Below are 12,485 nucleotides of genomic sequence, written 5' to 3'. Positions count from 1 at the left end.
ATTGCCAGACGGGAGAAACCAAAACGATTATTGCTGATGAACGACAGGTTCAGCACCATCGAGAATATCAGACGCCCATTGCTCGATAGTTCGGTTTGCTTTAGTTGTGTTGCATTGCTGACAAGACAAAACCAGATTCCATAACTGATCGCCGCCGCCTTGCGCCTGTGGTTGCAAGTGGTCGAGAGTCGCGTTTTTGTACTGGCTGATTTTATTACCGCAGAATCGGCAATGTGGAAGACGTTCCCAGAGCTTTCGCCGGTATTGCTTGCGTGTGAGTGTTCCGAACGATCCTGATAGTTCCAGGGTGAGAACGTCCGGTTCGTTGTCGTCCTCGACCTCTGGTGAATGTGGGACGGTTTGCGGTTGAGTGAACCGATAGCATTGAGGTAATGCAGACATGAAAGATACTCCATTCTGCACGCTAAGCCAGCGCACAAAAAAGAACCCGGCCCCACACCAAGAGTTCTCAAGTGGATCAGTTCCACTTTGCTGGCCTTACGGTAACAGCACTCTTTGCATGGGGACGGCTTCTGGTTTACTGATTTTTTTTTGAGAGTAATCACTGATTTGCCTTTCGGCTTTGAGGTCTGTATTTTTATATCCAATTGCCCAATTGTCAAGAGTTCAATTTTCGTTTTCTCCGCCTGTGGTAAATTTTCCACAGGCGGAGAAATATAGGCATAAACCGCTATGTTTTGCCAAATGATCAAAATGAGCATTTGGGAGATACCGCCTCCAATTCCTCTCACTATTCATCGTCTGCTAGTTCCTCAATTGTGTATTTCTCTGCTCGATCCCATGCCTCTGATATAATCAGAAACGCCTCATTCCCGAATTGCCGATCAATCTGCTCTGCTGCATCTCGGATAAAACGCAATGACTGCACGTAAACATCACGCACTTTGTCGGGATCGATCAGCACCCCTTTACGCTCCTGCAGGTCGATCTCTGCCAGGTCTGCTTTGACGCCTCGATATCGCTCCAGGTTGTCACTGTCACCGCCTGCTAACATTGGATCGGAAGACGGAAACCACTTGTTGACCTTTGCCCACTCGACTACATCTCGAATCACATAGTTCTTTGGTTCTCCGGGGCATCCCTCTTTAAGCCATGCGGCAAATGTTCTCTCACCAATACCAATTGAATCTGCCAGTTCTTTTTGTGTCTTTGCAATAATGCTCATGATCGCTCCTGCTGCTGTTGTCTAGTTTAAAAGTATTGTGGACAAAAATGTCCAAGATAGCCGAATCACTGTAGGAAAAGCCCCTGACCTAAGGACCCGATTGTCTATCATTCCTGCCCTTCATCCTCGACACGTTCCGCTTCTGTGATTTTCAATCCGATAGAACCAAACATTATCTTGAGTTTGTGGACAATCTTGTCTGTCGTTGTGTATTCGTTGATCGGTTGAAGTACCACACGGAATACCTGCTCTGCTGTCTCTACCGCTTTTGCAGAATTCTGCGGAAGCGAATTAACCTTGTCAGATATCTGACAACCTTTTCTTGTTCTCTTAACCATTGGTCTGCCTTTCATACTGTTTGAAACTGTCGTTTGATTCGATTGATATCATCACTGCTTGAAGCCATCGCGCCACGAAAACAGAGTTTCTTAAATCGCTTGGTTTCTGCGTTTGACTTCACAGCCTGTTCTATCCCGTCGATTGCTTTGCCCTCGTTTGGACATCGCAAGGATTCCAAGAGTGAAGGTAGGAATCTCATATCACTCTTCATGGTCTTCCCGCTTTTCACGTTCTTCATTTCTTCAATGCACTTTGCTAAATCGTTATCAATAAAATCAGCACTACTTACCTTGTCGAGAATGCCACCCGCATCAGCTAAACACGCGCCGAATAACATGAGCTCCCGTTTCAATTCTGTATCAATCATCACTGTTTCCTTTCTGCCACTTAGTACGGAAAGTACGCTTTATTTCTATTGTTACTCTCTGCCTATAAATAGGACTTTTTAAACGGTTAACACACAGAAGAAACAACAATAGGTAAAAAGCGTACTAAGCGTACTAAGAGTACTTTCCTGATATTTCTATTTGGTGTTGTAAATCCGTACGAATAGTAGAGATACAGTCCCATTGCTCACCAACCCACAAAACGCCCCTGCCCAGTGAACCCGAGGAATTCTCCTGAATGCAGGAAAAACACTCTTCACTGATTTTCTGTCTCAGTATGCGGGAAATCTTTGATGTCCCGTTCTTTTCTCCGGTCGCTTTGTTGTACCAGTCAGTTGCAACCGTGTTGGGAATGAAGACTTTTTCAGTGCCAACTGAGTACCGACATTCCGTCAGTTTCCCTCTGAAGAAATCTTCAATGATTCCCGTCTCTTCCTGGTCAACGTCGGTGATCTGCTGCCGTTCACGGATAAGCCTGTGGGCTTCGATTGGATCGGGTAGCCTGGACAATACGTCGCGATACCATGGACCCCATCGGCTGCTGATATGCTTCAATTGCTCAACGTCTTTCCTGAGAAAACCAATCACATCAGCGATAATTGCAGCCTGATTCTTTTCGATGTAGTCGTGTATCTCATCTTCCCAGCCTAGTGAGTATCGCGGTTTGGAGAGTTTGATAATCACGCACCGTTGAGCGAGGTCTTTTGAGAGAGACGCACCATTCACCGTAATGAAATAGCAGAACGTGTTCGGCCTGGTCGCTTCACCAACATACAGACGTTTGCCGGAAATCTCAGACAGCGTAATCATTGCCTCAAGTTCTGAGTTTGAATACTTGTATGACTTGAGATTATCAATTGAGAAAATCCTCTTGCCTGTTGCCTCTGCTGAAAGCATTCGCTGTTTGATTTGCGAAGGATCTTCTTTCGATGATACATCCAGTTTGCCATTTACAAGTTTACTTAAGCAGTTGACGAACTGACTTTTTCCACTGCCGGGGCCATCGTCCGAGGTGATCAGGAACGCGGGCCGCTGCCCTCCACGACCACCCCAGAACAGAGTCACGATTGCAGCCAGAATTAGGTGCGTGTCAATTTGAGTCTCTGGACTGAAACGGTCAACCAACCCGAGCAGGGCCTTACCGTCTCCCGGTTCTGGAAATTCACAGGCATAATAAGTACCCGGCATTTTCGGTTCATGTGGCAAATCGGCAATGTCATCGAATCTTTCAGAAACTCGGATCAGTTCTTTTAAGAATTCAGCCAGTTTGTGATAGCCTGGAAAGTTCAGAAACTTAGATGGCTGGCCTGTTAATGTGCCGATGATCCCACCCAGCGCCGCCGCGTTCGAGATGTAATCAACCTTCGTGCCTGACTTCCGGTCATGATAGAACAGCTCACCGCCGCAAACCTTTGGCCAGCCTTTCAAGAGAGATTGTGTTTCTTTCACCATCTCCTGCATCGACTTCGGCGCGTTAGCATTTTTGGTCTTACCGTCCTTCAGCTTCACTTTCACTATTTTAAAGTTTGCGAGAATGTTTTTATTCACTGTCAAACGCCCTCCCGCAAAGAGAACGTTGATACTCTGCGTATACTGTTTAGCATTAAGCCATCCTGTTTAATGTTTGTGTTATTCATAAATGCTGCCTGATACTAATTCGGGCAAATAAGAGTTGATGAACTCACGCCAAATCAGCGATCGTTGACGTGAACAGCGCGATTGCTCGACCTCGACCACATAAGGGTGGATGCCATGGTCTAAGGCAATCACGGTCTGAAATTGACCGTATGCGTAGAATTGATTCCCGGTCATGGTCGATTCAAAGCAAGGCAAGTGACCGGGGAAAATGAGACTGACTGTAACCTGTGCGGGTTCTGATTTTGTCAGTTCAATTGACGAGAATGTGAACTTGCTTTTTCGTAATGCTATTGAATTGTTAGATACTTTCGATATCATGGTACTGTCCTCTGCTAAGGATAAATGAGAAAATGAAATGCCCTCGGAGTGCTGCTACACTTCGGGGGCATTGTCCGTAATGGTCTTTGATTGAGTGTCAATGAACTTGACGAGATCGGTGCGGGAATAGCGGATTGCGTTCCCTAATCGCATGAATGGAATTTTTCCCTGCTTGCGGATCGTGTAGACGGTCTTTTCGCAGCAGTTGAGGAGGTGGGCCGCTTCTTTCTCATTTAGAAGCAGTGGTGCATCTTGCAAAGTCGTGGACATGTTGACTCCCTGATTTACTCTTATATTTCGTTTTGGTTGCCGCCCATCAGCAACCTACAATCCCAATATAAGGGCAAACTTTGGGGAGAAAATAGCAAAGGGGAAAGAGTGTTAAAGTGGTATAAAGAGTGTCAAAGTGTCAAAGTGTTTTACTCCATTCTGACACTGCCTTAGTCATGTTTTTCTTTGTATGAGACTGGATACCTCCGGCACCTAAGATGCTATTGAACAACTCGTACGCTTGCGATGGAGTCCAAGGCCCATCTTTATCACAGGTAACTCCAAAATCCTTACTTTTCTTGATAAACCCATTTCTATTTGAATAGCCAGCGAATTTAACTGCGAGCTGATCAAGAGTGTAAGTTTCTTCCTGTTGACCATTATCGCTGTTGGCTTCTGAGGGAGGGAATGTTATCTCCTGTTGTTCGTGGTAGACTTCGTTGACTGGCGATTCCTGATCAGGGGAAAGCAACCCTTCTTTAATTTGGGTGATTGCCAGAATGCTGCTGATTGCAATGTCTCGAATTACTGAAAAACTGTTTTCCTGTAGTACATCAAACGAAAAACTCCCGATTTCTTTAGCCGAATCCATGTCTTTATCAACACGCTGAATACGAGTCCATATCATACGTTTCGGTTTGGTGATGTAATGAAGAAGCAGCAACCAAGAGAGGGAAGGGTTTTCGCAAATGGATACCTCAATAGGTAATGATTGCCTGTCCGTGAGCCTCGATAGAAAAAGACCAGCTAATTCAAGGCAAAGGTTCAACTGCTCCTGAACCGCAGCTATCCCTTCTGGTAGCTCTGTATCGTCCTCTGTTCCCGTCAGAATCCGACTATTTCCCTTGTATGGCACAACCAGCGAGCTGTAGACCACCTGGATTCCTTCTTTTTTGTAACCATGCATACGAGGGTTGCCCAACGTTTGAATTCGTCTCCATTTTCTGGGGTGATCCTCACTGAATATATGGTTTACAACCTTAATCGAATCAGGTTTGACGTATTCCAAAAGCACACTACTCAATACGCTGCCGTTTTGCATGTCCTTTAGTTTGAGAAATTGTGTATCCAGCTTGTCTAAAAGATCATTACTCTGATTCATGGTACTACCCCTTTGAATCCGGGCAGGTCGCCTCTGAGTGACGGATAGTTTTTCACACCAGAGACAACCAAAAGCAGGAGCTACCTGCACCCGGCCATAAAACGATTGGTTTCCAACTGCAACGCATAGTGCAACTTTTCAAATACATATTCTAGCTATCTTACAGTAGCTTAACTGCTTACGCCAATTCTTCCGAGTCCTGCCGGCCCTATTCTCAACTTTCGCACCCTCTCGCACTTCCTCGCAAACCGCTGATTCGCAATGACTTACAGCGTTCTCTTCATTTTCGATTTGCGAGCCAAATCTAGTGTAAACGGCACTGTACTGCGCCGCATTCTGCACCGCCTTTTCGAAGTCGGATTCTCTTACCTGCAAATAACTTTGCAATCACGTACTCAGCTCCGTCTTCAGCCATTGTGAAACACTCTTCTAAGTACGGCAGTAGCTCGGGGAACAATGTCACAACTCGTCCCTTTTAGCCGGCATACCGCTCTGTCTTTGGGCTCCTGACGTAAAATCGGTCTTAAAGTGATCGAGTGATTCCCGCAGGAGGCAAGGGCTTCATTAGAAGAGGTGTATTTGCTCTTTTCTGGCTTTACTTTTTTTCGTGTGATTCAAATGGCTGAGCTTGCGCTACCTGTGGGGATCGTTGAGCGGAAGGTAATAGGTCCAGTCTGCTGCTTCGTAGAGGATTACTTCGTTGATTTGCTCGCGTGCGAGTACGTCTCGGATTATCTCTTTGCGCCGCTTCTCTGCGCCCGCTTTATCCTTTGCACGGAGCGTCTCTTGAGCTTCGTAGAAGAAACTCTTTGCGCCGCGAAACGTTGACCCGTGGTTATCGGACTGATTTTCCAGATAAGTATCGAGTTGTAGTTTCGCCGGTGCTGGGTCAGGTAGATAACGGAAGCCCAATAAAACGGGTTCCACACGTAAACCGGAAAGATTGATCATCGACATGCCTTCGCCGATTGATGGAATCTGGTTCAGGCCACTTGTCAGGTAGCGATAATATTTTGCGTCGTAGTGACCTCCGGCCGGATTGGAGAGAGTGGGGAGCTTTGAAGTCACTGTCTTTTCGACGGCTGCACGCGGAGGAATTACGATGCGGATTCGCGTGTCCGGAAAGGCATGCTCCAGATCCTCGAGCAGTGATCGTATGCCAGAAGCCACAGCGGTATTACGGGCGTATCGCCACGGATAAGCGGAATCGGGGCTCTGGCATGTCTCTTTCCATTCACCGGGTTGCCAAGTGGTGATTTTATCAAGATCGGTATGCACATCAGATTGAAGCAACGAATTCAAAACACCTAGCTTCGCTGCGGAAAGTGGTGCATAAGCACGATCAAGAGTGAGGCGTTGGAAGTTCTTTCCACGACGTCGGTAGTGACCGGTGGTCTGCACACCCATTTCTCCATCGCCGAAAGTGCCAGCCAGGTGGGTGTGCGAGCGGGTATTGACCATGATTTCATCAAATGCTGGTGCTGCGAGGATGGTCTTTAATTGTTTGACAAACATCTGCCGTGTTGTTGTGCGGTTAAAGTCCATCACTTCGGGCAACCAATCCGCGCCGAAATCGACGACTATTTTATCACGGCCCAAAGGACGCAACGCTTCGCCTCCACCGACGAGGCGGAAGCTATTTTCGATCGCCTGGAATTCGGTTCTGAATCCCCCGATGAGAGTGATGCCGGCGATACGGCTCTTTGCACTTTCCGCGTCTACATCATCCAAGGCCCAATAGGCGTTGATTCGGCCAACACGATTACCGGCAGCGGCTCGTGCGGTGAGGGGCAACTCAGCGGGAAGCTGGACTTTTTTGGAATCCGGGCTACCCGATTGGAAAATCAGATACCGTGTTCCCGGCGGTCTTTGCAGTCCCTGGATACGGATTGTGCCGTCTTCTTCGACGGTCAAATTCCAGCCTTTGAGTTCTTCACGCTGCGATTCCACCCGGGCTGCGACTTTTGAATACGGTTGCAGGGTGAATTCACCATCGGCACCGCGCACGAGCACGAAAGACTGCTTCGCGATTGGAGGGGATTTGGTGGCAAAGATTTTCAAGTCTGCTGCCGTTAGATCCTGGTTTTTTGATTCGGGGACTCTCTCGAAGGTTACGCTCACAACATTTGCTTTGTCCACATTTCCCGCTGCCTGCAGCAATTTGCGGTAGTGGGCGAAGGCGGTTTCCTCCGGGCGAAAGTTCGCGGTCGGTGTGGCGTAGGGCAGGAAGTTCCATAGGAACTGTCCATCATGGTCGAATGAGGGCACGACAAGGTATTTCATCAAGCCCTGTTCAAACGGACGGCAGGTGGCGGTCAATGCGATGTCATGGTCTTTCGCGCTCTGGGCAAACATGATTCCCCATTCGGGGGTAAGGCGGAATCGCATTAAGAGGCCATGCCATTGAAAGGCGACCCGAATCTTGGGATTGCCATACATGGCTTGATTCAATTCTTTGCTGTCGAGAATGGCGCGGGCCTGTTTTGCGTATCGTTCCCAGTCATCGGGATGGTAGTTTAGCGGATCCTCGATCACGGGATATGCGCCGAGCCAGATGATCAGCCGCGAGATCCCTTGCGACTGGAGGCGGCGGAAGTATTGGTCAAACGCATTTTTATCAACGGGCCGCCATTGCGCGGCCTTGTTGTCCCAGAGTATACGAATGAGATCGTCGACCTGGTCAGCAAGGTAAGTGATCGGGCGGTTGGGCGGTGCGGGACGTATTACTAGATTCTGTGACTGCAGCGCTCCTTCTTTGTTTTTCAGGATGACTTCCAATTGGAATGTTTCGGAGTCACCTGCATTCGCGGATCTGATCTGCAATTTTCCGTTCGCTAGTACAGAGACGGTCAATCCATTGAATTTCAATATACGACCTTCGGAGAGAAGCTTGCTTTCTCGTCGCGCCTTCAGTTCCACCACATGCTGCGGCGTCAGCTTGCCAGAGAAGATCGGCCAGGAGCGGCTGCCGCCCGTGCGGTAGCAGAAAGGGACTTCGGTGTTTCGTTCCGATAGCTGCACTGCCTGTCCGACATCCTTCGCCGACAACTGCGTCGTGAGAAGTGATGTCGTACAAGCCAGACACAAAACCAGCTGCAATAGTACGCGAATCATTTTGTACTCCGTCGATCGTTATTTGGGGGCTTCGCCTGCGTTATCTGGTTTTTCCGAACGTTTGCTGATTGGAACGAATTTCTGCGCACGCTCACCGTAAATGTCACCTACGTAGACGTTGCCTTTTGAATCCTGGGCAATGCAATGCACGCCAACCGCTTCGCCTGGTTTGAGTCGCGATACGTCTGGCTTGTTCTTATCTTTTCCGATATCACCAAGTGGGATCGTCCACATTTGTTGAACGCGTCCATCATTCGAAAGCCGCACGAAGAGCTGGTCCTTGTACTCAGGGTATTTTCCATGACGCTTCCACCAGTGTGGCGATGACCCACAGATCCAAAGGTCTCCACTATCGGTGATCGAGAGGCCCCACGGCATCATCATTCCACTCCATTGGTCGAGAAACTTACCTTCTTGATTGAAGATCTGAATACGACCACTGTTTCGGTCTGCGACGTATAGTTTGCCTTCGGCATCCACGACAATCGCGTGTGGTAGAATAAACTGTCCTGGCTTTGAACCGTACTCGCCCCAGGCTTTGATAAACTTACCATTTTTATCAAGGTGTACGATCCGGCGATTCCCATAACCATCGGTTACGAAGATGTCGCCCGATTTGGTGATTGCCATATCTGTCGGCATGTTGAAGTGTGTTTCGTCCTGACCTTTCTCGCCACGTACGCCGAGCGTCATCAGGAGTTTTCCTTCTGGTGTGAATTTTTGCACGATGTGAAGACCAAAATCGGTCACCCAGATATTGCCTTCAGGATCGATCCGCAGTTGATGCGGATTGACAAACATGTCTTTTCCCCAAGAACGTACGAAGGTACCGTCGGCTGCATAGACTTGGACGGGGTTTGGTCCCTTCTTGAAAAACCAAACCTGATCCTGTTTGTCGATTGCCAGTCCGGAGACCCAACCTTTTTTGCTATTCTCGTCCGGGTATTTGGGCCATGTGGGATCCACATCGTATTCGACGAACACCGGGTCCTTTGCAAATCCGGGATTCTGTGAGAATAGATTAGACTGTCCGATAACAGAACTGATGAGGAAGATTGCGCTGAAAAGAAACAGATTGTAAGTGGGTCGAGATGTGAGAATTGACATTATAGAGAGTGATCCTTTCGAGTGAATATTTATCGTCTAATTTTGCTATGGTTATATCGTGTACTGCTCTTGGGCTAATTCGAGTAATCCGCGACGTTCCAGGCACTCAAGTGGTGCGAGAAAGGTCACTTGTACGACACCTGGATGTCGGCCGATTTCAATGGCCCCGTTGATCGTTGCGCGGTTTCTGACTTCCAGGACCGACATATCCAGCAGTGTGGCTGCGCGTTCGAGTCCGTTATCGGTGGCGGCGTTCAGATCACGGCCAGTGCCGATGACGGAGATCGGTGCCGTCTGTTCTATTTCTTTGACGCCGTGGCTCTGGGCGATAGCCAATGCGCGCGTTCTTTCATCTGACGAAAATGGTTTCGCCAGATACGGTAAATCGTCTGGTACAGGAAAGAGTAGGGGACCATCAATATTCAGCCCTTTGAGGACATTGACTTGAAGGGTCGTGATCCCAGCAACGTCGCAGGTGTGTCCGGCGATCTCGCCATCTCCTTGTAGCGCGTGCATGTCGCCGAGATAAATTCCCCCGCCGGGCACTTTGACCGGGCAAATGAGAATAGCACCCGCGCGGACTGCGTCAATATCCATATGCCCGTCTGTGCGATGTACCAATTGTTCTTCGGTGATTGCCATTTCGTGCGGCGCTCCGATCAAGAATTGGCCGAAGTCGCCGGCATTATGACTATCGGGTAATGCAATCGCGGGTGTTGTGCCAAGTTGTCCTAGAAACGGACGCAAACGTGCGAGCATGCCCACAAGATCGTGAGGGGCGAGCGCGAGAACCGAATTCTGGACGGAGTTTTCTGGCATTGCAGCGTAGTGATTTGCATCGCGGGCGATATTTTCTGCTGCTTCCTGATCGAGTGTGACGCCGACGCCGCGCTGTTCATCAAAGGCGATCGTGTAACCATTGCTGATTTTGAAAGGTGCTGCTTCTGCGTTGCAGTTTTTGCAATGGACGGCGGTCTGACCGATTCCATCGATCCGAGTTTTCGGGTTCAACGTCCCGCACTGCGGGCAACGTCCGGCGACAAAGGGGTCGCCATCAAATCGTCCATCGATCATGGCATCCGTACCGGAGGCTGTTGCTAATGAGGTGACTTTGATCTCTTTGATGCGGATCGCAATTGCGTCACCGATTTCGGCTCCCGCCACGGCCACTGGAATCGTAACCTCATGACCGCCTCGCAGACAGGGTGTGAGCATGGGGCCCCAACATCCGGGAGCCGTGGTGGCAACGATCTCACCCCCATCACTTACCGGACCGAGCATGGGTTGCGCGGGGTCAAGAACTCCATCGGTGAATTGGTTGACATGGAGGGACTGGCAAGCTTCAGTTGCTTGCTCTTTGTCGGTCGCTTGCCGTAGGTTGGGTTGCGTCGTCATGCCTTTTCCTTCATCGCTCAGAGATTTTGATCGGGGCGTTCCGGGAGTTTGGAGTGATTCAATCCGGTCTGGACTTAGATCATAAAAAGTACACTATGGCTATGCTATGGTCTATGATAAAATGCGCAAAACAATTTAGGATATGCGCACCAGCTTTTAGGATGCATTATGGATTCAGAACCCCGAATTGCATTGCAAATCAATACATCGACCGGATTCAGTTCTCAGTTGATTCGGGGCGTTGTACAGTACGTGCAGGAGCATCAGCGTTGGAGTCTTCTAGTGCAGCCACGCGGTGTGCGCGAGCGATGGCAGATACCACGACATTGGAAACCGGACGGTGTGATCGCGCGTGTTACACAACGGTCGCAGGCACGTGAGTTACAAAAACTGGGCGTTCCCGTCATAAATGTTTCGCGGAGTGTGGTTAGCGGATTCGACTTTTCGCAAGTGGTTGTGGATGAGCGCATGCTCGGTTCATGGGCTGCAGACTATTTGTTGGAACGGGGACTTTGCCACTTCGCCTATCTCGGACTGGTGACACAGCCACATTATACTGACACCTGTGGTCAAGGGTTTTCGGAGCGTCTTGCTGAGCGCGGTTTTCGTTGTGAGATGTTGCGCACTCTCAGTACCGGTGGACGGGCGCGCGAGGCACCAACGGTATCGGAATTGAAGCGTTGGCTGCGTTCGACACCCGTGCCTTTGGGGATTTTCGCAGCGGATATCGAAAGTGCTTATGCAGTAACCGACGCGTGCTGGTCATGTGGCCTACGCGTTCCCGAATCTGTGGCGGTCCTCTGTGGCGAAGACGATCAATTGCTTGCGGAGATTTCGAATCCGCCCCTTTCGTGCATCGACTCGGACCCTCGGCGCGTTGGCTACGAAGCGGCCGAACAGCTCGATCATCTGCTGAGGGGAGTCTCCGCATCCCGGTCTGCACGGCTGGTTCCTTCGTTGGGGGTTGTGGAGCGGAGATCTACCGATACGATTGCTTTTGAAGATCCACAACTGGCTGACGCAGTTCGATTTATCCGTGATTTTGCGACGACGTCGATCGACGTGTCTGACGTTCTGCGCCGTATTCCGATGTCACGCCGCGCGTTGGAACAACGGTTCAACAAACATTTGGGACGCACTCCGGCTGCCGAGATCCGACGGATGCGAATCAACCGCGTTAAGGACCTGCTTCGAGACACGGACTGGCAAATGCCACAAATTGCCATTGCCGCCGGTTTTTCCAGTACCGAGGTCATGAATCAGGTCGTTCGCCGTGAACTGAATCTCACTCCCACCGAGTATCGAAGAAAGTCGCGTACTAACCAGGCCTGACGTGTTTGCGGTCTTGTGATTCAATCTCGTGAACCATAGACATCGGCGGGCCGCCCTGGCAACTGCTGTTCAGCGTCTCAATTTGGCTAGACGGAAAGCTGCAAAACGGATTTCGTGTTCTTATTGCAGACTCATTCATCTTACGAGATGTTTTTACTCTTTAGAAGATGAGACTGAATTGATGCCTTTTTAGATGTATCATAGCTAATTTTACTTACGTAGGTTCCGGAAAATGCTTAGAGACCTGCCGACTCGAATTTGATTCTGGTATCCGTACTGAAGGAGTCCTTTTTTGTGA

12 protein-coding genes are annotated in these 12,485 nt (G+C 49.3%); 1 reads left to right on the top strand and 11 read right to left on the bottom strand.

Translation table 11 applies throughout. The annotated features are described in order from the left end of the window. Positions 1-27: 27 nt before the first annotated feature. The 11 genes from Q0668_RS05350 to Q0668_RS05300 all read right to left on the bottom strand — a co-directional run bounded on the left by Q0668_RS05350 (position 28) and on the right by Q0668_RS05300 (position 10,855). Positions 28-402 carry an HNH endonuclease signature motif containing protein gene (locus tag Q0668_RS05350; RefSeq protein WP_298860943.1) on the bottom strand — a complete coding sequence of 125 codons (375 nt, stop codon included), beginning with the start codon at positions 400-402 and terminating at the stop codon, positions 28-30. 349 nt (positions 403-751) lie between these two features. Beyond that, positions 752-1,186, bottom strand: coding sequence for a hypothetical protein (locus Q0668_RS05345; protein WP_298860940.1), 435 nt, complete (start codon positions 1,184-1,186; stop codon positions 752-754). A 107-nt stretch (positions 1,187-1,293) separates the two neighbouring features. Then, on the bottom strand, positions 1,294-1,524 hold the full coding sequence (locus Q0668_RS05340; RefSeq protein WP_298860938.1) for a hypothetical protein: 231 nt from the start codon (positions 1,522-1,524) through the stop codon (positions 1,294-1,296). An 11-nt stretch (positions 1,525-1,535) separates the two neighbouring features. Then, positions 1,536-1,892, bottom strand: a complete 357-nt coding sequence (locus tag Q0668_RS05335) for a hypothetical protein (RefSeq protein WP_298860935.1) — start codon at positions 1,890-1,892, stop codon at positions 1,536-1,538. 133 nt (positions 1,893-2,025) lie between these two features. Further along, positions 2,026-3,459, bottom strand: coding sequence for a hypothetical protein (locus Q0668_RS05330; RefSeq protein WP_298860932.1), 1,434 nt, complete (start codon positions 3,457-3,459; stop codon positions 2,026-2,028). 81 nt (positions 3,460-3,540) lie between these two features. Then, positions 3,541-3,867: a hypothetical protein gene (locus tag Q0668_RS05325; RefSeq protein ID WP_298860928.1), complete on the bottom strand. Its 327-nt coding sequence runs from the start codon at positions 3,865-3,867 to the stop codon at positions 3,541-3,543. A gap of 54 nt (positions 3,868-3,921) precedes the next feature. Beyond that, positions 3,922-4,137: a helix-turn-helix domain-containing protein gene (locus tag Q0668_RS05320; protein ID WP_298860921.1), complete on the bottom strand. Its 216-nt coding sequence runs from the start codon at positions 4,135-4,137 to the stop codon at positions 3,922-3,924. 139 nt (positions 4,138-4,276) lie between these two features. Then, the gene (locus Q0668_RS05315) at positions 4,277-5,239 is read right to left on the bottom strand and encodes a hypothetical protein (RefSeq protein ID WP_298860919.1); all 963 of its coding nucleotides are present in this window, start codon (positions 5,237-5,239) and stop codon (positions 4,277-4,279) included. Positions 5,240-5,872: 633 nt separating this feature from the next. Beyond that, the gene (locus Q0668_RS05310; RefSeq protein ID WP_298860916.1) at positions 5,873-8,353 is read right to left on the bottom strand and encodes a hypothetical protein; all 2,481 of its coding nucleotides are present in this window, start codon (positions 8,351-8,353) and stop codon (positions 5,873-5,875) included. A gap of 18 nt (positions 8,354-8,371) precedes the next feature. Continuing rightward, positions 8,372-9,460 (bottom strand): peptidyl-alpha-hydroxyglycine alpha-amidating lyase family protein, encoded by a 1,089-nt coding sequence (locus Q0668_RS05305; RefSeq protein ID WP_298860912.1) that lies wholly within the window; start codon positions 9,458-9,460, stop codon positions 8,372-8,374. Positions 9,461-9,511: 51 nt separating this feature from the next. Continuing rightward, positions 9,512-10,855, bottom strand: coding sequence for an acetamidase/formamidase family protein (locus Q0668_RS05300; RefSeq protein ID WP_298860908.1), 1,344 nt, complete (start codon positions 10,853-10,855; stop codon positions 9,512-9,514). A gap of 168 nt (positions 10,856-11,023) precedes the next feature. On the opposite strand from Q0668_RS05300, the gene Q0668_RS05295 reads away from it, so the two are divergent. Continuing rightward, the gene (locus Q0668_RS05295) at positions 11,024-12,187 is read left to right on the top strand and encodes a xylose operon transcription regulator XylR (protein WP_298860905.1); all 1,164 of its coding nucleotides are present in this window, start codon (positions 11,024-11,026) and stop codon (positions 12,185-12,187) included. The last annotated feature ends 298 nt before the right edge of the window (positions 12,188-12,485 follow it).

The sequence above is a fragment of the uncultured Gimesia sp. genome (assembly GCF_937910335.1).
Classification (GTDB): Bacteria; Planctomycetota; Planctomycetia; order Planctomycetales; family Planctomycetaceae; genus Gimesia.
This window is presented reverse-complemented; position numbering and strand designations above follow the sequence as displayed.

What these genes read in the sequence shown, in the direction of transcription:
- Q0668_RS05350 (WP_298860943.1), bottom strand. Translation starts at nt 402, where the DNA reads ATGTCTGCATTACCTCAATGCTATCGGTTCACTCAACCGCAAACCGTC.
- Q0668_RS05345 (WP_298860940.1), bottom strand. Translation starts at nt 1,186, where the DNA reads ATGAGCATTATTGCAAAGACACAAAAAGAACTGGCAGATTCAATTGGT.
- Q0668_RS05340 (WP_298860938.1), bottom strand. Translation starts at nt 1,524, where the DNA reads ATGGTTAAGAGAACAAGAAAAGGTTGTCAGATATCTGACAAGGTTAAT.
- Q0668_RS05335 (WP_298860935.1), bottom strand. Translation starts at nt 1,892, where the DNA reads ATGATTGATACAGAATTGAAACGGGAGCTCATGTTATTCGGCGCGTGT.
- Q0668_RS05325 (WP_298860928.1), bottom strand. Translation starts at nt 3,867, where the DNA reads ATGATATCGAAAGTATCTAACAATTCAATAGCATTACGAAAAAGCAAG.
- Q0668_RS05320 (WP_298860921.1), bottom strand. Translation starts at nt 4,137, where the DNA reads ATGTCCACGACTTTGCAAGATGCACCACTGCTTCTAAATGAGAAAGAA.
- Q0668_RS05315 (WP_298860919.1), bottom strand. Translation starts at nt 5,239, where the DNA reads ATGAATCAGAGTAATGATCTTTTAGACAAGCTGGATACACAATTTCTC.
- Q0668_RS05310 (WP_298860916.1), bottom strand. Translation starts at nt 8,353, where the DNA reads ATGATTCGCGTACTATTGCAGCTGGTTTTGTGTCTGGCTTGTACGACA.
- Q0668_RS05305 (WP_298860912.1), bottom strand. Translation starts at nt 9,460, where the DNA reads ATGTCAATTCTCACATCTCGACCCACTTACAATCTGTTTCTTTTCAGC.
- Q0668_RS05300 (WP_298860908.1), bottom strand. Translation starts at nt 10,855, where the DNA reads ATGACGACGCAACCCAACCTACGGCAAGCGACCGACAAAGAGCAAGCA.
- Q0668_RS05295 (WP_298860905.1), top strand. Translation starts at nt 11,024, where the DNA reads ATGGATTCAGAACCCCGAATTGCATTGCAAATCAATACATCGACCGGA.